This is a genomic window from Sandarakinorhabdus limnophila DSM 17366, from assembly GCF_945882885.1.
Classification (GTDB): domain Bacteria; phylum Pseudomonadota; class Alphaproteobacteria; order Sphingomonadales; family Sphingomonadaceae; genus Sandarakinorhabdus; species Sandarakinorhabdus limnophila_A.
Window position 1 is genome coordinate 59,337 of record NZ_CAMCWT010000003.1, and the last position, 26,157, is coordinate 85,493.

21 protein-coding genes and 1 tRNA gene are annotated in these 26,157 nt (G+C 63.3%); 16 read left to right on the plus strand and 6 right to left on the minus strand.

The window, feature by feature from the left end; translation table 11 throughout:
- Window positions 1-83: 83 nt before the first annotated feature.
- From carA to Q7O19_RS01195, 4 genes are all read left to right on the plus strand, one after another.
- Window positions 84-1,262: a glutamine-hydrolyzing carbamoyl-phosphate synthase small subunit gene (gene carA / locus Q7O19_RS01180; protein ID WP_303808163.1), complete on the plus strand. Its 1,179-nt coding sequence runs from the start codon at window positions 84-86 to the stop codon at window positions 1,260-1,262.
- Window positions 1,262-4,498 carry a carbamoyl-phosphate synthase large subunit gene (carB, locus tag Q7O19_RS01185; RefSeq protein WP_303808164.1) on the plus strand — a complete coding sequence of 1,079 codons (3,237 nt, stop codon included), beginning with the start codon at window positions 1,262-1,264 and terminating at the stop codon, window positions 4,496-4,498. The genes carA and carB overlap by 1 nt, the downstream gene beginning before the upstream one ends.
- 101 nt (window positions 4,499-4,599) lie before the next feature.
- Entirely contained in the window at window positions 4,600-5,079 is a 480-nt protein-coding gene (gene greA / locus Q7O19_RS01190; RefSeq protein ID WP_303808165.1) for a transcription elongation factor GreA, read from the plus strand.
- A gap of 52 nt (window positions 5,080-5,131) precedes the next feature.
- Window positions 5,132-5,713, plus strand: coding sequence for a rhomboid family intramembrane serine protease (locus tag Q7O19_RS01195; protein WP_303808166.1), 582 nt, complete (start codon window positions 5,132-5,134; stop codon window positions 5,711-5,713).
- Here Q7O19_RS01195 and Q7O19_RS01200 read toward each other — a convergent pair.
- Complete coding sequence (locus Q7O19_RS01200; RefSeq protein WP_303808167.1) at window positions 5,710-6,189, minus strand: Lrp/AsnC family transcriptional regulator; 480 nt, start codon at window positions 6,187-6,189, stop codon at window positions 5,710-5,712. The genes Q7O19_RS01195 and Q7O19_RS01200 overlap by 4 nt on opposite strands.
- 193 nt (window positions 6,190-6,382) lie before the next feature.
- Between Q7O19_RS01200 and trxB the strand changes: the two genes are divergently transcribed.
- From trxB to Q7O19_RS01220, 4 genes are all read left to right on the plus strand, one after another.
- Window positions 6,383-7,315 carry a thioredoxin-disulfide reductase gene (gene trxB, locus Q7O19_RS01205; RefSeq protein ID WP_303808168.1) on the plus strand — a complete coding sequence of 311 codons (933 nt, stop codon included), beginning with the start codon at window positions 6,383-6,385 and terminating at the stop codon, window positions 7,313-7,315.
- Between the two features lie 15 nt (window positions 7,316-7,330).
- On the plus strand, window positions 7,331-8,242 hold the full coding sequence (locus Q7O19_RS01210) for a LysR family transcriptional regulator (RefSeq protein WP_303808169.1): 912 nt from the start codon (window positions 7,331-7,333) through the stop codon (window positions 8,240-8,242).
- A gap of 439 nt (window positions 8,243-8,681) precedes the next feature.
- Window positions 8,682-8,757 (plus strand) — tRNA-Ile (locus Q7O19_RS01215).
- A gap of 42 nt (window positions 8,758-8,799) precedes the next feature.
- Complete coding sequence (locus tag Q7O19_RS01220) at window positions 8,800-9,831, plus strand: lysylphosphatidylglycerol synthase domain-containing protein (RefSeq protein WP_303808170.1); 1,032 nt, start codon at window positions 8,800-8,802, stop codon at window positions 9,829-9,831.
- Here Q7O19_RS01220 and Q7O19_RS01225 read toward each other — a convergent pair.
- The 4 genes from Q7O19_RS01225 to Q7O19_RS01240 form a co-directional block, all read right to left on the minus strand.
- Window positions 9,776-10,435: an MOSC domain-containing protein gene (locus Q7O19_RS01225; protein ID WP_303808171.1), complete on the minus strand. Its 660-nt coding sequence runs from the start codon at window positions 10,433-10,435 to the stop codon at window positions 9,776-9,778. The genes Q7O19_RS01220 and Q7O19_RS01225 overlap by 56 nt on opposite strands.
- A gap of 189 nt (window positions 10,436-10,624) precedes the next feature.
- Entirely contained in the window at window positions 10,625-12,184 is a 1,560-nt protein-coding gene (locus Q7O19_RS01230) for an OFA family MFS transporter (protein ID WP_303808172.1), read from the minus strand.
- 58 nt (window positions 12,185-12,242) lie between these two features.
- Window positions 12,243-13,025: an enoyl-CoA hydratase-related protein gene (locus Q7O19_RS01235; RefSeq protein WP_303808173.1), complete on the minus strand. Its 783-nt coding sequence runs from the start codon at window positions 13,023-13,025 to the stop codon at window positions 12,243-12,245.
- 71 nt (window positions 13,026-13,096) lie between these two features.
- On the minus strand, window positions 13,097-13,576 hold the full coding sequence (locus tag Q7O19_RS01240) for a DUF2314 domain-containing protein (RefSeq protein ID WP_303808174.1): 480 nt from the start codon (window positions 13,574-13,576) through the stop codon (window positions 13,097-13,099).
- Between the two features lie 467 nt (window positions 13,577-14,043).
- Between Q7O19_RS01240 and proS the strand changes: the two genes are divergently transcribed.
- The 3 genes from proS to Q7O19_RS01255 are packed head-to-tail and all read left to right on the plus strand — an operon-like array spanning window position 14,044 to window position 17,289.
- On the plus strand, window positions 14,044-15,354 hold the full coding sequence (gene proS / locus Q7O19_RS01245; protein ID WP_303808175.1) for a proline--tRNA ligase: 1,311 nt from the start codon (window positions 14,044-14,046) through the stop codon (window positions 15,352-15,354).
- Between the two features lie 17 nt (window positions 15,355-15,371).
- Window positions 15,372-16,598 (plus strand): lipoprotein-releasing ABC transporter permease subunit, encoded by a 1,227-nt coding sequence (locus Q7O19_RS01250; protein ID WP_303808195.1) that lies wholly within the window; start codon window positions 15,372-15,374, stop codon window positions 16,596-16,598.
- A complete protein-coding gene (locus tag Q7O19_RS01255) occupies window positions 16,591-17,289 on the plus strand; it encodes an ABC transporter ATP-binding protein (protein ID WP_273461716.1) in 699 nt (232 codons plus the stop codon). Before Q7O19_RS01250 ends, Q7O19_RS01255 begins: the two co-directional genes overlap by 8 nt.
- Before the next feature lie 69 nt (window positions 17,290-17,358).
- Here the strand turns inward: Q7O19_RS01255 and Q7O19_RS01260 are convergent, their stop codons facing one another.
- The gene (locus Q7O19_RS01260) at window positions 17,359-18,141 is read right to left on the minus strand and encodes a 3-hydroxybutyrate dehydrogenase (RefSeq protein ID WP_273461718.1); all 783 of its coding nucleotides are present in this window, start codon (window positions 18,139-18,141) and stop codon (window positions 17,359-17,361) included.
- A 208-nt stretch (window positions 18,142-18,349) separates the two neighbouring features.
- On the opposite strand from Q7O19_RS01260, the gene Q7O19_RS01265 reads away from it, so the two are divergent.
- From Q7O19_RS01265 to Q7O19_RS01285, 5 genes are all read left to right on the plus strand, one after another.
- Window positions 18,350-19,408: a patatin-like phospholipase family protein gene (locus tag Q7O19_RS01265; RefSeq protein WP_303808176.1), complete on the plus strand. Its 1,059-nt coding sequence runs from the start codon at window positions 18,350-18,352 to the stop codon at window positions 19,406-19,408.
- A gap of 24 nt (window positions 19,409-19,432) precedes the next feature.
- On the plus strand, window positions 19,433-20,188 hold the full coding sequence (locus tag Q7O19_RS01270) for an acetoacetate decarboxylase (protein WP_022679023.1): 756 nt from the start codon (window positions 19,433-19,435) through the stop codon (window positions 20,186-20,188).
- 13 nt (window positions 20,189-20,201) lie between these two features.
- Window positions 20,202-20,939: an acetoacetate decarboxylase gene (locus tag Q7O19_RS01275; protein ID WP_303808177.1), complete on the plus strand. Its 738-nt coding sequence runs from the start codon at window positions 20,202-20,204 to the stop codon at window positions 20,937-20,939.
- Between the two features lie 124 nt (window positions 20,940-21,063).
- A complete protein-coding gene (dnaE, locus tag Q7O19_RS01280) occupies window positions 21,064-24,579 on the plus strand; it encodes a DNA polymerase III subunit alpha (RefSeq protein WP_303808178.1) in 3,516 nt (1,171 codons plus the stop codon).
- A 226-nt stretch (window positions 24,580-24,805) separates the two neighbouring features.
- A complete protein-coding gene (locus Q7O19_RS01285) occupies window positions 24,806-26,149 on the plus strand; it encodes a cytochrome P450 (RefSeq protein ID WP_303808179.1) in 1,344 nt (447 codons plus the stop codon).
- Window positions 26,150-26,157: the final 8 nt, after the last annotated feature.

Genomic DNA, 26,157 nt, shown 5'->3' on the forward strand with positions numbered 1-26,157 from the left:
AGGCGGTCAATTAATAGATTGACGCCGTGGCCCTACACCCCTAGGTCCCCCGCCGTTTGCCCGCAACCTGAAGGAACCTGACCATGGCCGCCGCCCCTGCGCCCGCCCAACCCAAAGGCGCGACGGGGGTATTGGTTCTGGCCGATGGCAGCGTCATCTGGGGCCATGGTTTCGGTGCCGAAGGCGTGGCGGTGGGCGAAGTCTGCTTCAACACCGCGATGACCGGTTATCAGGAAGTGATGAGCGACCCCAGCTATGCCGGGCAGATCATCACCTTCACCTTCCCGCACATCGGCAATGTGGGCGCCAACAACGAGGATATCGAATCCGCCAATCCGCACGCCCTGGGCTGCGTGGTGCGTGAGCCGGTAACCGCGGCTGCCAATTTCCGGTCTCAGCGCCGCTTTGACGACTGGATGAAGGCGTGGGGCCGCATTGGCATTTCCGGCGTTGATACCCGCGCGCTCACCAAGCGCATCCGCGAAGGCGGCGCGCCCAACGGGGTGATCGCCCACAACAAGGCCGGCCAGTTCGACATCAAGAAGCTGCTGAGCCAGGCCAAGGCATGGCCGGGGCTGGAGGGCATGGATCTCGCCAGCGTGATCAGCGCCACGCAGAATTACAGCTGGGATGATGGATTGTGGACGCTGGCCGGCGGCTATGCCGTGCACATCGGCAACCCGGATGGCCCGCACGTTGTGGCCATTGATTATGGCATGAAGCGCAACATCCGGCGCAACCTCGTCGCCGCCGGTGCGCGCGTGACGGTTGTGCCGGCGACTGCGACCTTTGACGAGATCATGTCGCTGAAGCCGGCCGGCATCTTCCTGTCCAACGGGCCCGGCGATCCGGCGGCCACCGGCGTGCATGCGGTGCCGACCATCCAGAAGATCTTGAACGCCGGCCTGCCGCTGTTCGGCATCTGCCTTGGCCACCAGCTGCTCGGCCTTGCCGTGGGCGCCAAGACGCTGAAGATGACGCAGGGTCACCACGGCGCCAACCACCCGGTGAAGCGGCTTTCCGATGGCCGTGTCGAGATCACATCCATGAACCATGGCTTTGCCGTGGACACCGAAACCCTGCCAACCAGCGCGCGACCCACCCACATCTCGCTGTTCGATGGCACGCTGGCTGGCCTTGAGTTGACCGACCGCCCGGCGTTCAGTGTGCAATATCACCCCGAAGCCAGCCCCGGCCCGCAGGACAGCCAGTATCTGTTCGAGAAGTTTGTCGGCTCTCTCGCCTTGACCCGGAGCCTCTGATGCCCAAACGCACCGACATCAAATCCATTCTGATCATTGGCGCCGGCCCGATCATCATCGGCCAGGCCTGCGAGTTCGATTATTCGGGCACGCAGGCGGTGAAGGCGTTGAAGGCGGAGGGTTATCGCATCATCCTGGTCAACTCCAACCCGGCGACGATCATGACCGATCCGGAACTGGCGGACGCGACCTATGTCGAGCCGATCACGCCCGAAATCGTCGCGCGCATCGTCGAGAAGGAGCGGCCCGATGCCGTGCTGCCCACCATGGGCGGGCAGACCGCGCTCAACACCGCGCTGGCGCTGGCCAAGGATGGCACGCTGGAGAAATACAATGTCCAGCTGATCGGTGCCGACGCCGAAGCCATCGACAAGGCCGAGGACCGGCTGAAGTTCCGCGACGCGATGGACAAGATCGGCCTGGAATCGCCGAAGAGCCGCATCGCGCATACGGTTGAAGAAGCGCTGGCGGCGCTGGAATTCGTCGGTCTGCCATCGATCATCCGCCCCAGCTTCACCATGGGCGGCACCGGCGGCGGCATTGCCTATAACCGCGAGGAATTCATCCACATCGTCACCGGCGGCCTCGATGCCAGCCCGACCACCGAAGTGCTGGTGGAAGAAAGCGTGCTGGGCTGGAAGGAATATGAGATGGAGGTGGTCCGCGACAAGGCGGACAATGCCATCATCGTCTGCTCCATCGAGAACATCGATCCGATGGGCGTCCACACCGGGGATTCGATCACCATCGCCCCGGCGCTGACGCTGACCGACAAGGAATATCAGATCATGCGCAACGCCAGCATCGCTGTGCTGCGCGAGATCGGCGTCGAAACCGGCGGTTCCAACGTGCAATATGCGGTAAACCCCAAGGATGGCCGCCTGGTCGTCATCGAGATGAACCCGCGCGTGTCGCGCTCGTCGGCGCTGGCGTCGAAGGCCACCGGCTTCCCGATCGCCAAGGTCGCGGCGCTGCTGGCGGTGGGCTACACGCTCGATGAGATCATGAACGACATCACCGGCGCCATGCCGGCGTCGTTCGAGCCGACCATCGACTATATCGTCACCAAGATCCCGCGTTTCGCTTTTGAAAAGTTCAAGGGCGCGCAGAATCTGCTCGGCACCGCGATGAAATCGGTGGGCGAGGTGATGGCCATCGGCCGCAACTGGCAGGAAAGCGTGCAGAAGGCGCTGCGCGGCCTGGAAACCGGGCTGACCGGCTTTGACGAGCTGGAACATCTGCAGGGTGCCACCATCGAGGAAATCGAGGCCGCACTGAGCCGCCCGACGCCGGATCGCCTGCTTGTCGCCGCCGATGCCCTGCGCGCCGGCATGAGCGTGGAGCGCATCCACCAGATCGCCAAGTTCGAACCCTGGTTCCTGCGCCAGATGCAGGAACTGGTGGAGGAAGAGGCCAAGGTGAAGGCGGGCGGCCTGCCCACCACGGCCGCCGCCTTCCGCCATCTGAAATCGCTGGGCTTTTCCGATGCGCGATTGGCCAAGCTGGCGGGCACGACTGAAGCCGAAGTGTTGCGCGCCCGCCGCGCGCTCAATGTGCGGCCGGTGTTCAAGCGCATCGATACCTGCGCCGCCGAATTCGCGGCGAAAACGCCCTATATGTATTCCAGCTACGAAGCCCCCAGCTTTGGCGAGCCGGACTGCGAGAGCAACCCGACGGATCGGAAAAAGATCGTCATCCTCGGCGGCGGCCCCAACCGCATCGGCCAGGGGATCGAGTTTGATTATTGCTGCTGCCACGCCTGCTTTGCGCTCGATGACGCCGGCTATGAAACCATCATGGTCAACTGCAATCCGGAGACGGTTTCGACCGATTATGACACGTCGGACCGGCTCTATTTCGAGCCGCTGACCGCCGAGGACGTGCTGGAAATCCTGCACACCGAAATGCAGAACGGCGAACTGGTGGGCGTGATCGTGCAGCTGGGCGGGCAAACCCCGCTGAAGCTGGCGCAGGCGTTGCAGGATGCCGGCATCCCGATCCTGGGCACCAGCCCGGACAGTATCGATCTGGCCGAAGACCGCGAGCGCTTTGCCGCGCTGATCACCGAACTCGGCCTGAAGCAGCCGGAAAACGGCATTGCGCGTTCCGCCGAAGAAGCCGTGCGTGTGGCGGAGACCATCGGTTATCCGGTGCTCATGCGACCGTCCTACGTGCTGGGTGGCCGCGCCATGGAGATTGTCGATACGCTGGCGCAGCTGGAAACCTATATCCGCGAAGCCGTGGTGGTGTCCGGCACGTCGCCCGTGCTGATTGACCGTTATCTGCGTGACGCCATCGAGGTGGATGTGGACGCGGTGGCCGATGGCGAGACGGTGTTCGTCGCCGGCGTGCTGCAGCATATCGAGGAGGCCGGCGTCCACTCTGGCGACAGCGCCTGCTCACTGCCGCCCTACAGCCTGCCCGCCGACATCATCGCCGAGATCGAAAGTCAGACCGACGTGCTGGCCCGCGCCTTGAAGGTGAAGGGCCTGATGAACGTGCAGTTCGCCGTCAAGGATGGCGACGTTTACCTGATCGAGGTCAACCCGCGCGCCAGCCGCACCGTGCCGTTCACCGCCAAGGCGACAGGCATCCCGGTGGCCAAGATCGCCGCGCGGGTGATGGCCGGTGAAAAGCTGGCCAGCTTTGATTTGTCACCGCGCAATGTCGGCAATCATATCGCCGTGAAGGAAGCCGTGTTCCCGTTCGCGCGTTTCCCTGGTGTCGATCCGGTGCTGGGCCCCGAAATGAAGTCCACCGGCGAAGTGATGGGCATTGATGCCGATTTCGCCACGGCCTTTGCCAAGAGCCAGCTGGCCGCTTCGACCGTGCTGCCGCAGACGGGCCGTGTGTTCATCAGCGTGAAGGACAGTGACAAGCCGCAGATCATCGATGCCGCGCGCGATCTGGTGTCGCTGGGTTTCGAACTGGTCGCCACCTCGGGCACCGAACTGGTGCTGAAGGCCGCTGGCATCCCGGTGACGGCTGTGAACAAGGTCGCCGAAGGTCGGCCGCACATTGTTGACCGGATCAAGGACGGTGAGATCGCCCTGATCTTCAACACCACCGAGGGCCTGCAGTCGCTGAAAGACAGCCAGTCGATCCGCGCATCGGCGCTATATGGCCGGGTTCCATATTATACCACGGCACCGGCCAGTCGGGCGGCGGTGGCGGCAATTGCTGCAATGCGGCGACACCGGCTTGAAGTTCGGCCACTTCAATCCTATCATAAGTAATCCTGATCGGCGGCAGAATATCCGCCCGCTGCCCCTGGCGACGCCGAAATGCGCCGGCAGGGGCAAATCTTTGGAACGACTTGCAGGATAGTTGAACGACCATGCCGACAATGGAAAAGGTGCCGATGCTGCCGACAGGGCATGCTGCCCTGATCGTTCAGCTGCGCAACCTGAAAGAGGTTGAGCGGCCGGCGGTGGTGGAAGCCATCGAGGAAGCGCGCGCACACGGCGATCTGTCGGAAAACGCCGAATATCATGCCGCCAAGGAGCGGCAGGGCCAGATCGAAGCCCAGGTAATCGAACTGGAAGACATGCTGGCGCGTGCCATTGTGATCGATCCACAAACCCTGTCGGGGGACAAGGCGGTGTTTGGCGCCACTGTCCACCTGCTTGATGAGGACGACAAGCCGGTCACCTATCAGATCGTCGGCCAGCATGAGGCCGATGTGAAAGCCAGCCGCATCAGCTTCTCCTCGCCGCTGGGCAAGGCGCTGATCGGCCGCCGCGTGGGCGACGAAGTGGAAGTTCACACGCCGTCGGGCGACAAATATTACGCCATTGAACGCGTTGAATTCATCTGACTTCCCGCCGCCCGGCGGTCCCTTGGCAGCGGCGGAGCCACCGCCGGCCAATGTGACGCGCCTGCTGGTGCTGGCCAATGCCATCGTGGCGATCTTGATGGGCTTTGCCGGCAGCAATGCGCGCGATGCGCTGTTGTTCTGGGCGGGGCTGGTGCCGGCGCGGCTCACGCTGGCGCTGGATGGCCAATTGCCGGCCCTGGGTGCAGCGTCCACCCTGGTTGGCCACATGTTCCTGCACGGCGGCGCCGCGCACCTGTTGATGAACATGGTGATGCTGCTGGCCATTGGCCGCATCCTGGAACCGGAACTGGGCGGCCGCCGCTTTCTTGCGCTCTATCTGTTCTCTGGTCTTGCCGGTGGTTTAGCCGAATGGGCCTGGTCACCGCTGAGCACTGTCCCCGCAGTCGGTGCATCCGGTGCGATCTCTGGCCTGGTGGCCGCCCAGGCCATGTTGTTCGGCCGCAGCAAGCGCAGTCCACTGGTGCAGGCGCTGGGGCTGGGTACGGCGTGGGTGGTGTTGCAGGTGCTGGCCGGCGCGGCGCTGGCCGGGCCTGACATGCGGATCGCGATTGCCGCGCATATCGGCGGGTTTATCGCTGGGTTGGCGCTGGCGCGACCGCTGGCGCGGCCTTAATCGACCGGCACACCCGGACGCGAGAGGGCTGTGCGGATGACAAAGCTGGTCTTCACGCTTTCCACGTTCGGCGCCGGGGTGAGTTCGCTGGTCAGGAATTTCTGGAATTCCTGCAGATCGTGGGCGACGACCTTCAGGATGAAATCGATCTCGCCGTTGAGCATGTGGCATTCGCGGATCTGAGGCAGGGCGGCGACATGGTCTTCAAAGGCGCGCAGATCGGCTTCGGCCTGGCTCTTCAGGCTGACCATGGCGAACACGGTGATGCCATAGCCCAGCGCCACCGAATGCAGATCGGCGTGATAGCCCTTGATGACGCCATTTTCTTCCAGCGCGCGCACGCGGCGCAGGCAGGGCGGGGCGGTGAGGCCAGCCCGAGTGGCAAGATCGACGTTGGTGATGCGGCCTTCGGCCTGCAGATGACGCAGGATCACGCGATCGATATCGTCGATCGGCAGCCGCGAACGATGCACCACTGAGTAATTCCCCACCCCAAAATCCCCGTTCTTGATAACATTGTTTCAAGGTCGCGCAAGATGCAGATTGGCGCAGGGCCAGTTCTGGCAAGCCTTGCCGCATCTCCGCCTGCGGGCTGGAAATGATGACAAATTCGCTTAAGGCAGGCCGCACACGTCATCGCGCGGCTGCGCGTTCAGGAGATTCGCTTTCATGTCCCGTCATGCCAAGGTTCTGATTATCGGCTCTGGTCCGGCCGGCTATACCGCTGCCGTTTATGCCGCGCGCGCCTTGCTGGACCCGGTGCTGATCCAGGGTCTGCAACCCGGCGGCCAGCTGACCATCACCACCGAAGTGGAGAACTGGCCGGGCGAAACCATGGTGATGGGCCCCGATCTGATGGTGAAGATGGAAGCCCAGGCCCGCCATGTCGGCACCGAGATCATCACCGATATCGTGACCAGGGTTGATCTGTCGCGGCGCCCGTTCGTGCTTGAGACCGACAGCGGCCAGGGTTGGACCGCCGATACCATCGTGATTGCCACCGGCGCTCAGGCGCGCTGGCTGGGCCTGCCCAATGAGACGAAGTTCTGCGGTTTCGGCGTTTCGGCCTGTGCCACCTGCGATGGCTTCTTCTTTCGCGGCAAGGAAGTGGCCGTGGTTGGCGGGGGCAACACCGCTGTGGAGGAGGCGATGTTCCTCACCAAGTTTGCCAGCAAGGTGCACCTAATCCACCGCCGCGGCGAACTGCGCGCAGACAAAACCAACCAGGCCCGGCTGCTGGAAAACCCCAAGGTGCAGATGCACTGGCACGCCGAAGTGACCGATGTGCAGGGGCAAGACGCGCCGCTGAAGGTGCAAGGCATCACGCTGGCCGACACGCGCGATGGCAGCACCCGCCAACTGCCGGTGGATGGCCTGTTCATCGCCATCGGCCACGTGCCCGCCACGAGCCTGTTCGCTGGCCAGCTGAACATGGACGAGGAGGGCTATATCCTCACCGCGCCTGACAGCACGGCAACCAGCGTGGCCGGCGTGTTCGCCGCTGGCGACGTGAAGGACAACCTCTATCGCCAGGCTGTGACGGCGGCCGGCATGGGCTGCATGGCGGCTCTGGAAGCGGAGCGTTTCCTGGCGCACGGATAAGGGGAGGAGGGGCGCATGCAGCCTGGCATCAATCTTGATTGGGAAAAGCTGCGCCTGTTCGACACCGTGGCCGAAGCCGGCAGCTTCACCGAGGCTGCACGCCGCCTGCACATGAGCCAGCCGGCGTTGTCGCGCCAGATCGCGGCGCTGGAAGACAGCCTGGGTGCCAAATTGTTCCACCGCCACGCCCGCGGGCTGGCGATGACCCACGAAGGTGAGCAGTTGCGCGCCGCCACCTCCGACATGCACGAGCGCATCGACAAGGCGGCGCAGGCCATTGATGTCAGCCGTGACCGGCCGACGGGTGCCATCAGGCTGACCACCACGGTCTCCTTCGGCTCCACCTGGCTGGCGCGGCAGTTGGGCGATTTCCTCGATCTCTATCCCGATATCAGCGTGCACCTGATGCTGACCGATGCCGATCTCGATCTGGCCAAGCGTGAGGCTGATGTCGCGATCCGGTTTCACCGCCCGTTCCAGAACGAACTGATGCAGCGCCCGCTGGCCGGTATCCGCCACCACCTGGTGGCTAGCCCGGATTATCTGGCCCGCCACGGCGAGCCGAAGACCATTGCCGATCTCGATCACCACCGGCTGATATCCTATGGCGATGCCGCGCCGGAATTTCTGAAGGGTATCAACTGGATCCTGGAACTGGGCCACGAAGGCAGCCCGCGGGCGGCAGCGCTGACCATCAACAACAGCCACGGTGTGTTGCAGGCGGTGGAAGCCGGCGCTGGCATCGCGGCGCTGCCATCCTATCTGATCCGCTTTTCCGGCAAGGTGCAGGTGGTGTTGCCGCAGGTGGAAGGCCCGGTGTTCCGCACTTTCTTCACCTACCCGTCCGAGCTCAGGCGCTCCCTGCGCATTGCCGTGCTGCGCGAATTTCTGGTGGAACGCATGACCAACGCCGCTTTGGACATGTGAGGCAGGCTGTCGCAGGCATGGGTGTGCACCTCATGTCATGCTGCAATAACAACAAGTTGCTGTATTCCAGCGTCCGTAGTTATGCATCCAGTGCATGGCTGTAACGCGATATTGTGCACTGCAATAGAGGCCGGCGAATCCGTAGATAGTTTGTGTCGCCGCGATAGCGGTAACGCCGGGCCCGCTGCTCTCCCCCCTGCAGCCAGCCCGGCCTGATCGGTCATCCCCTCCTCCTCCCTGAGGCGACCGATCAGCCCGGCCGCGCCACTCCTCCCCTCCCGGCGCGAGGTTCCGGGCATGATAGAAGGGCCGGATGCTGCAAAAGCATCCGGCCCTTTTTCTTTGCCTGCGCGCCCCGGATTTTACCGATGCCGCCTTGCGCGTGCGGCCCGGCCTTCCCAAGTGCATCTGCATCGGCTAACCGCTGTTGGCCCGGTTCGGGCCTGTAGCTCAATGGTTAGAGCAGGCCGCTCATAACGGCTTGGTTGGGGGTTCGAGTCCCTCCGGGCCTACCAGCGGTTTGAAGGAAGCGGCGTCTGGACGTGTCGGTACAGCAAGTGGAAACAGGCCCGGCAGCGGCAGAGGATCAGCGTCTCCGCGCCAACTGGAAAAGCTGGGCTGGTGCCGCGCTGGGGCTGCTAGTGCTGGCGTTGGCCGCCTGGGGCCTGAAGAAGATTTCCGGCCAGGTCACGCTGGCCGACGTGATGGCGGAAATTGAAGCCACGCCAACGCATCTGATCGCCTTTGCCGCGGTTTCCACTTTCCTCTCCTATGTCGTGCTGGTCGGCTATGATTGGTTCGCCACCCGCCACCTCGGCTATACCAAGATCGGCTGGCCCACCTTGGCCGCCGCCAGCTTCTCCAGCTTCACCATGAGCCACACGCTGGGGGTCACCATCCTCACCGGCGGTACCGTGCGCTATCGCATCTACACCCGCGCCGGCGTGAAGCCGGCCGATATCGCCATGATCATCCTGCTGTGTGGCTGGACCTTCTGGCTGGGCATCATTTTCGTCGCCGGCATCGGGCTGATCGTCTCGCCGGGTCTGGCCGAACCCATCCGCGAATGGGTGCCACAAGGCCTGGAAGAATGGACTGGCGCGCTGCTGCTGGGCGGTGTGCTGGCCTACACGTTGCTTGCCACCGTGTGGCGGCGCAGTTTCAAGTTGTTGCGTTATCGCTTCACCATCCCTGACGGCAAGCAGACCTTGCAGCAGATCGCCATCGGCACGCTCGATTTGGCGCTGGCGGGCGGCGCTCTCTACATCCTTTTGCTGCCGGTGGCGGGTGTGCCCGATCTGCTCACCTTCCTGGTCATCTACGCTGTCGCCATGGTCACCGGCGCGCTGGCCCATGCGCCGGGCGGTCTGGGCGTGTTCGAACTGGTGATCGTTGGCCTGATGCCGGATGCAGACAAGGCCGGGGTGCTGGCGGCCGTCGCGCTGTTCCGCATCCTCTATACGTTCGTGCCGTTCCTGCTGGGCGCAGGGCTGCTCGCGGTTATGGAAGCCCTGGCCTTCCGCGCCGCCCGCGCTATTGCTGCTGATCCAACAGCCGGTGCGCCAGCTTTGACCGCCAATAAGCACTGAGGCCGGACAGGGCGGCGAGTTCCGCCATCTCCTCGTGACGTCCGCCCTTGCCGGCGGCAATTGGTGTGAAGCGGCTGATCGGCCAGCCAGGATTGGGCCGTTCAATCACGTCATGGCCGTCACCCGGCGCGATGGCGCCGCCTTCGAGCACGCGCAAATACCAGCCGCAGCGACCCGACCGCACCATCGCCTTGACTACGCGCGCGGTGCCCATCGCTGCGGCAAAGGTCGAGCAGGGCTCACGGATCTGGGCGATCTGCAGGGTGGCGGTGCCGCAGCGGATCACGTCGCCCAAACACAGGCTGGCTTCATCCAGGCCATCGACCACCAGATTCTCGCCCATGGCGCCCGGCACGAATCGGTCAGCCAGATCGGGGAACGCGGCGCGCCAGCCGTCATAGCCGCTGAGCGGATAGGCATAGATCGCCTTTTCCGGCCCGCCGTGAACGCGCGTGTTGCCCACCTGATCGCCGTCCAACCCCAGTTCGTGCACCGTCACCGGGCCCGCGACGGGCTGACGTCGATAGGCAGAAAGCATGCGGTGGCCCGGCAGCGGCTGCGGCCGGCCGATGCGCAGCTGCGTGATTATGCCCCTTGCGATCATCAGCATTTCCTCTGACACTGCAATTTTTGTTCAACAAGCGAAAGGAGGTGATCCAGTGTCTCATTGCTTCATTCACGGCGCGAAGGCGCTGGTGGCCCCGGTCACGGTCGGGGTTCGCTGACACCAGACACCGCCCTTCGTGGACGGATGACAATGTTTTGGGGTCGTCGGGCAACCGGCGGCCCCTTTTCATTGCGCCAGCAGCACCACCGCCTTCTGCACGGTGAACCAGCCACCCCAGGCCAGCGGGATGAGCACTGCGCTCCATGCGGCGAAGCGTAAGCCCCAGGCAGCTGCCGGGGGTGCAGCAGAGGCAGCGGCGAGCAGGGGCTGCGACGGCTCTTCATCTTCAACCCACAGTTCACTTGCCACTGGTTTCACCAGCAGCGCCGCGATCAGCCCCAGCGCCAGCAGGCCCGCCAGCAGAAGGAAGATCGGGCCATACACCGCTTCACGTGCCACCCCATCGGCCAGGCGTGCATCACGCACATAGGCGACCAGCAACGGCCCCAGCACGCCGGCGGTGGACCAGGCGGTGAGCAGGCGGCCGTGGATGGCGCCCACCTGCTTGGTGCCGAACATATCTGCCAGCCACGCCGGCACTGCCGCGAAACCGCCACCATACATCGAGGCGATCAGGGCAAAGGCCGCCACGAACAGGGGCAAAGCCGCTGCGGCCGGGCCGGGAAGGGCGAGGCCATAGCAGGCTGCGCCCAACGCCAGGATGGCGGCATACATGGCCTTTCGCCCAATCCGATCTGACAGGCTGGCCCAGAAAAAGCGGCCGGCGATATTGAACAGGCTGATCAGGCCAACGAAGCCGGCACCGGCCGCGGCCGCCGCGGCTTTCTGATCCTCGTTGAAATCGGCAAAGCGCACGGGCTGGCCAAACAGGCCGCCGCCAAAAATTTCCTGCACCATTGGCGAGGCGAGGCCGATAATGCCGATGCTGGCCGAGACGTTGAGCAGCAGCACGCACCAGACCAACCAGAATTGCGGGGTGCGACTTGCCACGCCGAGCGGCACGAAGCGGCCTCCCGCGACGATTTCAGCCTTGCCGGGCGGCGTCCAGCCGGGGGCGGGGAGGCGAAAGCCCAACGCACCTGCCGTCATGAACAGCGCATAGATGCCGGCCAGCACCAGCATTGCCTGCCACACGCCGGCTTCACCAGGGCTGGCGAAGACTGCCATCAACCGGTCTGCCGCCGGGCTGCCGACCATGGCGCCGCCGCCAAAGCCCATGATCGCCATACCGGTGGCCAGGCCGCGCCGATCGGGGAACCATTTGATCAGGGTGGAAACCGGCGTGATGTAACCGATGCCAAGGCCGATGCCGCCCAGCACGCCCGCACCCAGCCAGAACAGCCACAACTGGTGCAGGAACACGCCCGCCGCGCCAAGCGCAATGCCACCGCACCAGCAGGCCGACGAGACCAACCCGGCCCGGCGCGGGCCAACCCGTTCCACCCAGCTGCCGAACAGCGCCGCCGACAGGCCGAGCACGACGAAGAACAACGTGTAGACCCACACAAGATCGCTTACCCGCCAGACGCAGCTGGTAGAGGTGAGCGCAGCAGGGAGGTTGGTGCAGGCCGGTGCGCCAAGCGCATGGCTGAGCGGCAGCCAGAACACCGAAAACCCATAAGCCATGCCGATGCACAGGTGGATGGCCAGCGCGCAGGGCGGCACCAGCCAGCGGTCAAAAGCTGGCGGTGCGATGATGCGGTCGCGTGAAAGATGGTCCCCCATTGCCGCCCCGCTGCCCTGCAGTGATTGCGCGGTCAACGGGTGGGTTGACGCAGGGAGATCAGCGGCCCTTCCACTCTGGCTTGCGCTTCTGGGCAAAGGCCAGCGGGCCCTCGCGCAGATCCTCGCTGCGGAACAGCGCCTGCACGGCGGAATATGTGCCTTGGCCCTCATACGCCGCGCGCAAGGACGGTTCTTCCAGCCCTTTCAGCACCGCCTGCTTCGACGCGCGCAGGGAAAGCGGCGACAATTCGCACATGGCCGCCGCCAGCGCCTTGGCACGCGTGAGCAGATCGGGGGCGGGCACGACTTCGGTGACGAAGCCCAACTCTTTGCCTTCGGCCGCCGAAACGGTGCGGGCCGTGAGGATCATCGCCATCGCGCGCGACACGCCGATGGCGCGTGGCAGGCGGTGCAGGCCGCCGGCCAGCGCCGCGAGGCCCACTTTCGGTTCGGGCAGGGCGAAGGTCGCGTTGTCAGATGCCAGGATGAGGTCAGCCGCCAGCGCCACTTCAAAGCCGCCGCCCATTGCGACGCCGTTGACCGCAGCGATCACCGGTTTGTCAAGATTCCAGCGGCTGGTCAGCCCGCCAAAGCCCGAGGGCGGCACGGTGATGGCATTGCCTTCTGCCTGCCAACGCAGATCGTTGCCGGCGGAAAAGGCGCGTTCACCGGCGCCGGTGATGATGGCGACCCAAAGATCGGGATCGGCCGCGAAATCGTTGAACGCCCTATCCAGTTCGGCATTGGCGGGCGGATGCAGCGCGTTCATCCGCTCCGGCCGGTTGATCGTCACCACCAGGATGCGGCCGTCGCGGTCCACGCTGATATGTTCGTAAGCCATGATGTGTCCTCCTTGGCCATGGTTGTGACACGGCAGACGGAGGGCGGCGGCCTGATGAAAGGGTGGGGGCGTTACCAGCCCAGTTGCTTGCGGGCCTCTGCCGCGTCGCGGGGCGGGCTGAGATCGATCATCAGCCGGGTGATGTGATGGCCATGGGCAACGTCGTTCCGGAAGAAGCACCAATCGACAATGGTTTCGGGGATGATGGTCACCTTCTGGCCGGCGCTGAAATCGCGGTTGCGCGGCGGGTTGGCCAGATGGCCATGAAGACTGCCATCGGCATCGCGGGTGACGCCCATCGCCCAGATCAGTTCACGATCGGGCAGGCCGCGGCCGTGGTTGAGATCGAACTTCAGGCCGAAGTCGCTGTCGCCCGGTGCTGCTGCGGCCAGCGCGGCCCAGAATTCCGGCAGCGTGTCGCGGGCCTTTTGCTTGGCGATCTCCATACGGGGATCGTCGAGATCGAAGACCATGCCGGCGGGTGGCGACAGGCGCCGCCACAGCAACCACAAGGCGGCAAGCACCGCGACCCCGATGATCAGCATCTTCATGATGACAGAATGGCCGAAGTCAGCACAAACGAAAAGGACCCGGCCGTTTGCCTGGCCGGGCCCTTCGTGACGAGACTTATATATTTTCACCGCTCGGCGCCGGCCGGGCCCAATACCCCCATCTGCCCCAGCCGGCGCGCGCAGCCTAAGCCCACTCCGGTTGACCCAATCCGGACCGGCGCGCAGCGGTGAATGACGACTGGATCCTCTCCGTGCGAGATGGACCCTGCCGCCTATCCGTCCTTGCGGGCCCCTCGCGGTACCCACTCGTTGGCATGTGATATGCCGATTCTTTGTCGCTGTCAGGGCGCAGAATGCGAGGCCTGGCAAGGATTTCGCCAAGTGTGACTTCGTTGCAACAGCAGGTTAATATTAAGCAATTCATGGCCGGCTTGCCCTCACGGTCAGCCATGCTAAGGCCCACTCCACATCATCCATCCGACGCCCTGTTGCAAAGAGACAAACCCGTGCGCCTGTCCCGCTATTTCATGCCCGTTCTCAAGGAAACGCCCGGGGAAGCCCAGGTGATTTCCCACCAACTGATGCTGCGCGCAGCGATGGTGCGGCAGACATCGTCGGGGATCTATGCCTGGCTGCCGCTGGGCAAGCGCGTGCTGGCCAATATCGAACGCATCGTGCGGGAAGAGCAGGACCGTGCCGGCGCCATTGAGGTGCTGATGCCCACCATCCAATCCGCCGATCTGTGGAAGCAATCGGGGCGCTATGATGCCTATGGCCCGGAAATGCTGCGCATCACCGATCGCCATGATCGTGAGATGCTGTTCAGCCCCACGGCCGAAGAGCTGTTCACCGCCATCTTCCAGAACGGCGCCAAGAGCTATCGCGACCTGCCGCGCAACATCTACCAGATCCAGTGGAAGTTCCGCGACGAAGTGCGTCCGCGCTTCGGCGTGCTGCGTGGCCGGGAATTCCTGATGAAGGATGCCTACAGCTTCGATCTGGATTTCGATGCGGCCCGGCACAGCTATAACCGCATGTTCATTGCCTATATGCGCACCTTTGCGCGCATGGGGCTGAACGCCATTCCGATGCAGGCCGATACTGGGCCGATTGGCGGCGACCTGTCCCACGAATTCATCGTGTTGGCGCCAACCGGTGAAAGCGATGTGTTCTATCATGAAAACTGGCTGAAGGCACGCGACACCAGCACCATCAATGCCGATGATCGCGGCGCGCTGTCGTCCTTCATCGACGGCCTGAACGCCGATTATGCCGCCACCGATGAAAAGCGCGATCTGGCCGCCGAAGCCGCCTGCGGCACTGCCTTGCAGCAGTCAAAGGGCATCGAAGTGGGACAGGTGTTCTACTTTGGCGACAAATACACCGCTCCGATGGGCGTTGCGGTGCAGGGCCCGGATGGCGCACCGGTCACGCCGCTGATGGGCAGCTACGGCATTGGCGTGTCCCGCCTGGTCGGTGCGATCATCGAGGCCTGTCATGATGACGCCGGCATCGTGTGGCCGGATGCGGTGGCGCCGTTCAAGGTGGCGCTGATCAACTTGCGGGTTGATGATGCCGCCTGCCAGTCCGCCTGCGACAAGCTTGACGCCGATTTCACTGCCGCCGGTGTCGACGTGCTCTATGACGACCGCGACGAGCGCGGCGGCGCCAAGTTCGCCACGGCCGATCTGATCGGCCTGCCGTGGCAAGTCATCGTCGGGCCGAAGGGGCTCAGCGCGGGCATCGTCGAACTCAAGCGCCGCGCCACCGGCGAACGCGTCGAGGTGCCGATCGACGCTGTGGTGAGCCGCATTTGATCACCTCCTACGAACGCATGGTCGCCCGGCGTTACCTGATGCCGGGGCAGGGGGAGGGGTTCATCTTCCTCGTCGCCGGCATCAGCCTGGTGGCCGTGGCGTTGGGCGTTGCCGCGCTGATCGCGGTGATGAGCGTGATGAACGGCTTTCGCGCCGAACTGTTCGATCGCATTCTGGGCCTGAACGGCCATGCCGTCGTGCAAGGTTATGGCGGTCGGCTGGAAAACTGGTCGCAGGTGATGGCTGACACCAAGGCGCTGCCCGGTGTCACCCAGGCGCTGCCGCTGATCGAACAGCCGTTGATGGGCAGTGTTGGCGGCCGTGTTGAAGGCGTGATCGTGCGCGGCATGCGGCTGGGCGATATTCGCAGCAATCCTGAAATCGCCGGCAATATTCGCGGCGGTGCGCTCGATGCGCTGGCGCCTGGCGCCAACACGGTGGCTATCGGTGCCCGCCTGGCTGAACAATTCGGCGTGCGGGTGGGCGAACAGATCAGCCTGATCAACCCCGCCGGCCAGTCCACGCCGTTCGGCACGGTGCCGCGCATCGTCGCCTACACGGTGGTCGCGGTGTTCGAAGTCGGCGTTTACGATTACGACAAGGCGTTCGTGGTGATGCCGTTGGAGGACGCGCAGACGCTGCTGCGCCTCGACGACGCGGTGGGCATGATCGAGGTCGTCACCGACAATCCCGACAAAGCCAAGGCCATCCTCGAACCCCTGCGCCAGAAACTCGCCGGCATTGCCGTGGTGAACGATTGGCAGGCCAGTAACTCGGCGCTGTTTTCGGCGCTCGTGGTCGAACAGACGGTAATGTTCTGGGTGCTGTCCATCATCATCATCGTGGCGGTGTTCAACATCCTCTCCTCGCTGATCATGCTGGTGCGGGCGAAAACACGGGATATCGCCATCCTGCGCACCATGGGTGCCAGCCGGGCGGCGATGATGCGGATCTTCATGACCGTGGGCACGCTGATCGGTGCGGCCGGTGTGGCGGTGGGACTGGTGCTCGGCTTCACTCTGCTCACCTTCCGCCAGTCTATTGTCGATGGCGTCTCGCGGCTCACTGGAACCGAAATCTGGGACCCGTCGGTGCGCTATCTCACCTTGCTGCCGGCCAAGACCGATCCGATGGAGGTGCTCGGCATCGTCATCCTTGCCGTGCTTCTGAGCTTCCTCGCCACGCTCTATCCGGCGTGGAAGGCGGCTTCCACCGATCCGGTGACGGTGCTGCGCTATGAGTGAGCCGGTGCTGCAGGTGACGGGCCTGGCCCGCAGTTTCGAACAGGGCGGCGCCCGTATCGATGTGCTGGCCGGCGTTGATTTGACCGTCGCTCCCGGCGAAATCGTCGCCCTGCTGGGGCCGTCTGGTTCCGGCAAATCAACGCTGCTGCAAGCCGTTGGCCTGCTGGAAGGCGGGTTCACCGGTGATATCCGGATTTGCGGCGAACCCGTTGGTACCCTTGATGATCTTGGCCGCACCCGCGTCCGCCGGCAGCGGATGGGCTTTGTCTATCAGTTCCACCACCTGTTGCCCGATTTCACCGCGCGCGAGAATGTGATGCTGGCCCAGATGGTGGCTGGCGTGCCCGAAGCTGGCGCCGCCACGCGCGCTGATGAATTGCTCACATCACTTGGCCTCGGCGCGCGGCTCACCCACAAGCCGGCGCAATTGTCGGGCGGGGAGCAGCAGCGGGTGGCGGTGGCGCGCGCGCTGGCCAACCGCCCGGCGCTGGTGCTGGCCGATGAACCGACCGGCAATCTGGATGAAGCCACGGCGCAATTGGTGCTGGCGGCCTTTCTCGATCTGGTCCGCTCGTCGGGCGCGGCGGCGCTGGTGGCCACGCACAATATCGCGCTGGCGCAGAAGATGGATCGGGTGGTGAGCCTTTCGGGCGGGCGCCTGGTGGCTGATCAGGGCGCGATCACCAACTGAGCAGGCGACAAACAAAAACCGGCGCGGCAACCAATGGCTGCCGCGCCGGCTTGTTGTCCTTCAGACCTGTTACTGCGCGGTCCAGCCGCCATCGACGGGGATAGCGATCCCGGTCATCTGGGCAGCAGCTTCGCTGGACAGGAAAGCGGCGAGTTCGCCCATCTGTTCCGGCGTCGCAAACTGCTTGGACGGCTGCTTGGCGATCAGCAGGTCTTCGGTGGCCTTTTCAATGCTGATGCCCTGTTCAGCCGCCTTGGCTTCGATCTGCTTCTGCACCAGCGGGGTGTGGACCCAGCCCGGGCAGATGGTGTTGCAGGTGATGCCGCTGCCGGCGGTTTCCAGCGCAACCACCTTGCTCATGCCGACAACGCCATGCTTGGCGGCGACATAAGCGACCTTGTGGGTGCTGCCGATCAGGCCATGCACCGAGGCGATGTTGATGATGCGGCCAAAACCCTTGGCCTTCATGTGCGGTAACGCCGCCTGGATGGCATGGAAAATGCCCGACAGGTTGATGGCGATGATGGCATCCCAGCGCTCGGCCGGGAAATTTTCGACGCTTTCGGTGTATTGGATGCCGGCGTTGTTGACGAGGATGTCAACCGAACCAAAGCTGCTGACGCACAGTTCAACCATCGCCTTCACATCGGACGGCTTCGAGATGTCGGCACCGCTGTAGACGACCTTCACGCCATATTTGGCTTCCAGGTTGGCGCGTTCAGCTTCGATGGCGGCGGCATCGCCGAAACCGTTGATCACGAGATTGGCACCCTTTGATGCTAGCACGTTAGCGATACCAAGCCCAATCCCGCTGGTTGAGCCGGTGACGATCGCATTAAGTCCCTTAAGCATGGTAAACCCCCGTTTTTTTCACTTGTCTAGGTTTGGATAGCGGAAACACACGGCATGGCCGAAAACATGCTGGATGTGCGCCACCCAAGGCGTGGCGGCCAGCACATTGTATCCACCACCATGGCGAATCATCATTGCTGCCTTTGACCGCGTGCGTTATGGCAACTGAACGGTGCAAAATCAACGCCGTGCTGGGGGATGGGTCTTTATGGTTTCGGGTAATGGGCGCGCTGCGCCCGCCTATGTCGTGGGCGCAAACAGCAAGAAGGTGAATCTGGCTCTGCAAGGTGGCGGTGCGCACGGGGCTTTCGCTTGGGGCGTGCTTGATCGCCTGCTCGAAGATGGCCGTGTCGCCTTCGATGCCGTCAGCGCCACCAGCGCCGGGGCAATGAATGCGACCGTGCTGGGCTATGGCCTGACCATTGGCGGCGCCGATGGTGCTCGCGAGGAGCTGGAGAAGTTCTGGAAGAAGATCAGTGATGAAGGCGCCAAGGGGCCGCTGCAGCCTTCGTGGATCGACAAGGCACTGAAAAATCACAATCTGGATTACAGCCCGGTGTTCATGATTATGGACATCATGTCCCGCATCATGTCGCCCTATGAACTCAATCCGAAGAACGTCAATCCGCTGCGCAAGGTGCTGGAAAGCTCGATTGATTTCAACGTGCTGCGTGAAGGTTGCCCGGTCAAATTGTTCCTTTCGGCCACAAATGTGCGCACCGGCAAGGTGCGCATGTTCGAAAACCACGAGATTGGTCCCGATCAGGTGCTGGCCTCGGGCTGTCTGCCCTTCCTGTTCCACACCGTCGAAATCGAAGGTGAGGCTTATTGGGACGGCGGTTACATGGGCAACCCGGCGATCTTCCCGCTGATCTATGGCAGCGAGACCAACGATGTGGTGATCGTTCACATCAACCCGCTCAATCGCAAAGAGATTCCCAAGTCCGCCAAGGACATCATGAACCGCATCAACGAAATCAGCTTCAACTCGAGCCTGATGCGTGAAATGCGGGCGATCGCCTTCGTCAGCCACCTGATCGACGATGGCCAGCTGAATGATGAAAAGCATCGCCGGATGCTGGTCCATTCGATCATGAACGAGGAGTACATGACAAGCCTGGGCGTCACCAGCAAGCTGAACCCGGATTGGGGTTTCTTGAAGACGCTGCGCGACGTGGGCCGCGCCAGCGCCAGCAAGTGGCTGGACGAGCATTTCGATGATGTCGGCGTGCGCTCGTCCACCGACGTCAAATCCGCCTTTCTCTGATTTTAAAGTGCAACTGGGGGAACCATGACACCGGAAGAAATTTTGAAGCTGCCGTCGATGCCGGCAGTTGCACCCAGCTATCCGCTGGGGCCCTATCGCTTCATCAACCGCGAATTCATGATCATCACCTACGAAACCGACCCGGTGCTGCTGCGCGCCGCGGTTCCGGAGCCGTTGGTGCCGAATGCGGAAAACCATGTGTTGTACGAATGGATCCGCATGCCCGACAGCTCGGGTTTTGGCGATTACACCGAAAGCGGTATCGTGATCCCGTGCACCTTCAACGGTGAACCGATCAACTACACCGCCCAGATGTATCTGGACGATCAGCCGCCCATCGACGGTGGCCGCGAAATCTGGGGCTTCCCCAAGAAATATGCGCTGCCCAAGCTGGAGGTTGCCTCCGACACGCTGACTGGCACTCTGTCGTACGCCGGTCAGTCGGTGGCGATGGGGACCATGGCCTACAAGTGGCAGGAAGCGCCCGGCGGCTGCGAGGCCCAGGCCAAGGGCATGACCAAGACGTCGTGCAACCTCAAGATCATCCCCGATGTCGATGGCAGTCCGAAGATCTGCCAACTCGTCGCGTATAATCTTGAGAATATCACGGTGAAGGGTGTCTGGGTCAGCCCGGCCCGGCTGCAGCTGATCCCGCATGTGAATGCGCCGGTGGCCGATCTGCCGATCCTGCGCATCGTTGGCGGCAAGCATTTCGTTTCCGATCTGACGCTGCCGCATGGCCGCGTGCTGTTCGATTACATCAAAGACGCTGCGGGCTGAGGGGGTACAGGACATGAACAAGCAGGATGTGCTTAAACTCAGCTCGATGCCGCTGCAGAGCCCGACTTATCCGACGGGCCCGTATAAATTCTTCAACCGCCAGTACATGATCATCCAGTATCGCTCTGATCCGGTGATGATCCGCAAGCTGCTGCCTGAACCGCTGCAGCCCGATGGCGACATCGTGTCGGTGCAGTGGCTCGATCTGCCCGACGGCGAAGGCTTTGGCGCATATTCGGCGGCCGCGCAGACCATTCCCTGCACGCTGAATGGCGAGAAGTGCAACTTCCTCGTCCAGATGTATGTCGACAACTGCCCGCCACTGGCTGGTGGTCGCGAGATCTGGGGATATCCGATGAAGTTCGGCCAGCCCAAGCTGGTCACGGAGAGCGACACGCTCACCGGCGAACTGGTCTATGCCGGCCAGAAAGTGGCCAGCGGCACCATGGTCTACAAGCACAGCAGCCCGAACGACCTCAGCGAGATCGAGGCGATGCTCAAGCGCACCCAGGTGACGCTGAAGCTGATCCCCGACATCGACGGCACGCCGGCGATTGCCCAGCTGGTTGGCATCAACTTTGACAAGATTGTCGTCAAGGGTGCCTGGACCGGGCGCGCTCGGCTGGAAATGGTGCCGGCCGTCAATTGCCCGATGGCCGATTTGCCGGTGCATGAGCAGCTGGGCGGGCTGCACATCGTGACCGACATGACGCTGCCTTATGGCAGGGTACTGCACGATTATCTGGCCTGACGCCGGACGGCGTGAAAGCCTGATGGGGCGGGCGAGGGCAGCCTCGCCCGCCCTTCGTTTTTAGTTGGGGACAAAATCGCCGTATCGGTTGGCAGTCACGGCGCAGCGCGCGCATAGTCAGGCTGTGTCTCACGCCGGATTCGTCCCTCTTCGCTGCCACAGCGCCTATTCGATGCTGGAAGGCGCCATTCAGCCTGAGCAGCTGGCCAAAGTGGCGCGCCAGATGCGCTTTCCAGCGATTGGTCTGGCCGACCGCGCCAACATGTTTGCCGCGATGGATTTCGCCGCCGCCGCCAAGGACAATGGCATCCAGCCGGTGACCGGCGCGCTGTTGCCGGTGGAGCGCCCGGGTTCTGCCACGCTGCAGGGCCGGGCGCTGATCGATTGGCTGGTGCTCTATGCCCAGGATGACGTGGGCTACACCAACCTGATCGGGCTGGCGTCTGACGCGCACCTGGCGTCCGAGGTGGCCGGCGATCCGGTGCTGCGGCTGGAGCAGCTTGATGGCCGCACCGATGGCCTGATCTGCCTTACCGGTGGCGCTGATGGGGCGCTGGCGCGGCTGCTGGCCGAGGGGCAGAACATTGATGCGATGGCCGACCGGCTGGAAGGCCTGTTCCCCGGCCGGCTCTACATCGAAATTTCACGCAGCGGTGAGCTCATCGAACAGAAGAGCGAGGCCGGCCTGCTGCGCCTCGCCCAAGCGCGCGGTCTGCCGATCCTGGGCACGGCGCCGGTGAAATATCTCACCCCCGGCATGCACGAAGCCCACGACGTGCTGCTGTGCATTGCCGATTCAAGCTATGTGGAGGCCGAGGATCGTCGTCGTTCCAACCCGCAGCACTGGCTGAAATCGGCGGAGGACTGGCACCAGCTTTTTGCCGATCTGCCCGAAGCCATTGCCAACACCATGGTGGTTGCCCAGCGCTGCGCCATGATGGCGCCCAGCCGCAAGCCGATCCTGCCGCGGCCGTCGGCCGGCGGCGAGGATGAGGCGCTGCAGGCACAGGCTGCGGCGGGACTGGAAAAGCGGCTGGATGTGCTGGCCATCGATGACGCGGCGCGCCAGCCGTATCGCGAGCGGCTGGCGTTCGAAATCAATGTCATCAACGGCATGGGTTTTGCCGGCTATTTCCTGATCGTGGCCGATTTCATCGTGTGGGCCAAATTGCAGGGGATTCCGGTCGGCCCGGGGCGTGGTTCGGGTGCCGGCTCGGTGGTGGCCTGGTCGCTCACCATCACCGATCTTGATCCGTTGGAACACGGCCTGCTGTTTGAACGCTTCCTCAACCCTGACCGCGTCTCGATGCCCGACTTCGATATCGATTTCTGCGAAACCCGGCGCGGCGAGGTGATCGATTATGTGCAGGCCCGCTATGGCCGTGAACAGGTCGCGCAGATCATCACCTTCGGCAAGATGAAGGCCCGCGCTGTGCTGAAGGATGTCGGCCGCGTGCTGCAGATGCCCTATGGGCAGATCGACCGGCTGGCCAAGCTGGTGCCCAGCCACCTGACCGATCCGTGGACGCTGGCGCGCACCCTGGGGCGGGGCAAGGACAAGGACGGCAAAGCCTATCTGGGCGAAATGCCGTTCATGGTGGAGGTCGAACGCGATCCAAAAGTGAAGCGGCTTGTGGATATTGCCCTGCAACTGGAAGGCCTGCCGCGCCACAGCTCCACACACGCCGCCGGTGTGGTGATCGGGGATCGGCCGTTGGCGCAATTGGTGCCGCTCTATCGCGATCCGCGGTCTGACATGCCGGTGACGCAGTTCGAGATGAAGGCGGCGGAAAAGGCCGGTCTGGTGAAGTTCGACTTCCTCGGTCTGAAAACACTTTCTGTGCTCGACCGCGCTGCCACCATGTTGCGCGCCCGTGGCGTTGAGGTGGAATGGGCCACGCTGCCCATGGACGATCCGGCCGTGTACAAGCTCATCGCCGAAGGCGACACAGTGGGCGTGTTCCAGTTTGAATCGGAAGGCATGCGCCGCGCGCTCTCGCAGGTGCGCCCCGATTGCTTCGCCGATATCGTCGCGCTGGGCGCGCTCTACCGCCCTGGCCCGATGGACAACATCCCCAGCTTTGCCCTGCGCAAGGCGGGTCGCGAGAAGTTGGAATTGCTGCACCCGGCGATGGAGCCGATCCTTCGCGAAACCTATGGCATCATCGTCTATCAGGAACAGGTGATGAGCCTGGCGCGGGAACTGGCCGGCTATAGTCTGGGCCAGGCCGATTTGCTGCGCCGCGCCATGGGCAAGAAGATCCTCGCCGAAATGGTGGCGCAGAAGGCCGATTTTTGCGCCGGCGCCGCCGCCAACGGCATCGAGGAAGCCACCGCCGACGCCATCTTCGAATTGATCCTGAAATTCGCCAACTATGGCTTCAACAAGAGCCACGCCGCCGCCTATGCGGTGGTGAGTTACCAGACGGCATGGCTAAAGACGCACCACCGCGCCGAATTCTACGCCGCGTCCATGGCCTATGATATCGACAACACCGATCGGCTGGCGGTGTTCGTGGATGATGCGCGCCGCGCCAGCATCACCATCCTGCCGCCGTGCATCAACCGGTCCGCTGCCGATTTCACCGTTGTGGATGGGCCGGAAAACACGCTGGACGTGCGCTATGCCTTGGCCGGGCTGAAGGGCGTGGGCCTGAAGGCGATGGAGGCGTTGGCGGCCGAACGGGACGGGAAGGGCCCGTTCAAGGATCTTGCCGATTTCGCCCGCCGCGTCGATCCGCGGGGCCTCAACAAGCGCCAGCTAGAAAGCCTGATTGCGTCGGGCGGCTTTGATGCGCTCCACTCCAACCGCGCCGGCGTGCACGCGCTGGCCGAAGCCATCATGGCCAGCGCCCAGGCTGCCACCGGGGAGCGCGAGTCCGCCCAGGTGGCGCTGTTCGGCGATGCGACCGGCGTTGCCGATCATGCCAGCCTGGCGCTGATGGTGCCCAATATCGAATGGACGCTGGCGCAGCGCATGGCGCATGAGCAGGAGGCGTTCGGCTTCTTCTTCAGCGGCCACCCCGTTGACGCCTATGCCAATGTGCTCACCGCCAATGCTGTCATCAGCTTTGCCGATGTGCAGGGCATGGCGCCGCCGCTGGGTGGCGGCAAGAAGATCGTGATGATGGCCGGGCGGCTGGAAGAACGGCGCTGGCGCACCACCCAGACCGGCCGGCGCTATCAGTTTCTCAGCCTTTCCGATCGGTCGGGCCAGTTTGTCACCAGCTGTTTCGATGAAGAACTGCAGGAAAAGCTCGAGGCGATCGTGAGCGATGCCCCGGCACTGCTGATTGGCATGGAACTGCAGTGGAAGGAGGGCGAGGACGTGCCGCGCCTCACCCTGCGCTCCGCCCAGCCGCTGGCGGATCTGGCCCGGCGCACGCGGGGCCGGCTGGTGGTGCAGATTGCCCATCCGGCCGAAGTGGACGTGCTGCTGGCGGCGCTTGGGCCCGCGCCGGCCAAAGGTCGCGGCGAACTGGTGGCCGAAGTCGCCACCGAAGCCGGCCCGGCCCGGTTGGTGCTGGGCCGCCATTATCTGATCGACGCCGATCTGGAAGCTGCCGTGGCGCGCGCACTGGGTCTGGAACGGGTGGTGCAGGAAGTGCTCGACCCGCCACAACTGGCCCTGGTGGGCTGAACCAACAGCGTCGCAACCGGGAGACTGCTGCAGGCTGCAGGCTGCAGGCTGCGGGCGTTGTCTGACCCGCAGCAGGCTAACTTGTGCGCAGCGCGCCGTCATCAAGATCATGACCCGGCTATCCGTGCAAATGCGGAGATCAAATCCGCATTTTTGGCTGGAAACCCGGCTTTGCGTAGTGTATCTCCGTAAACGAGAGCGGGCAAAATCCCATGTGGAGGACCAAATGGCGACGCAACTGAAAGACACGCGGATCACCCAAACACTGCCGCAGGGCAGCGTGAGCTGGCCGCTGCCGCCGCGTGTGCGGCCGGAATTTGCCAACCACGACAAGGCGACGCTGGAATCCTATCTGGCTTCGGCGCCGCTTGACGAGGTGGATATTGCCGATCCGCTGTGGTGGGAAACGGACACCAACCATGTCTATTTCCGTCGCCTGCGCGAGGAAGCCCCGATTTTCTTCACGCATGTCAACAGCAACCGTCACCGCGGTTTCTGGAACTTGACGCGCTGGAACGATGTGATGGCCGTGGACACCAACCATCAGGTGTTCAGTTCCGAAGCCATTCTGGGCGGGATCACCCTGTTCGACATGGATTCGGATTTCATCATGCCGATGTTCATCGCCATGGATCAGCCCAAGCATGATGTGCAGCGCAAGGCGGTGAACCCGATCGTTTCGGGCCAGAATCTTGCCGGTTATGAAGAACTGATCCGCAGCCGCACCTGCGAAGTCCTCGATAGCCTGCCGCGCGGCGAGGCGTTTGACTGGGTGGACAAGGTTTCCATCGAACTGACCAGCCGCATGCTGGCCACCCTGTTCGGTTGGCCGCAGGAACGCCGCCGCATGCTGACCTACTGGTCGGATGTGTCCACTTCTGATCCGGAACTGCCGGGCAGCCCGGGCAAGGAAGAGCGTCAGGGCATTCTGCTCGGTATGCTGCAGGAATTCACCATGCTCTGGAACGAGCGGGTGAATGCCGAACCGACCGGTGATCTGGTTTCGATGCTGGCGCACAACCCCGCCACCCGGAACATGCCGCCGATGGAATTCATGGGCAATCTGGTGCTGCTGATCGTGGGCGGCAACGATACGACTCGCAATTCGATCACCGGCGGCCTGTATTTCCTGAACAAAAATCCGGGCGAATATGCCAAGCTCAAGGCCAATCATGACCTGGTGGAGAACATGGTTTCGGAAATCATCCGTTACCAGACGCCGCTGGCCCACATGCGCCGCACCGCCCTGCAGGATACGGTGCTGGGCGGCCAGCTGATCCACAAGGGTGACAAGGTGGTGATGTGGTATTCGTCGGCCAATCGTGACGACACGGTTCTCGACCGGCCGGATGAGTTCATCATCGATCGTGCCCGTGCGCGGCAGCATATGAGCTTTGGTTTCGGCATCCACCGCTGTGTGGGCAACCGCCTGGCCGAACTGCAGCTGAAGATCCTGTGGGAAGAAATCCTGAAGCGCTTTGATCATATTGAAGTGCTGGAGGAGCCGGAGCGGGTGCCAAGTGCCTTCGTGCGCGGCTATAAATCGATGATGGTCCGTATTCCGGCCTGAGCAGAGGA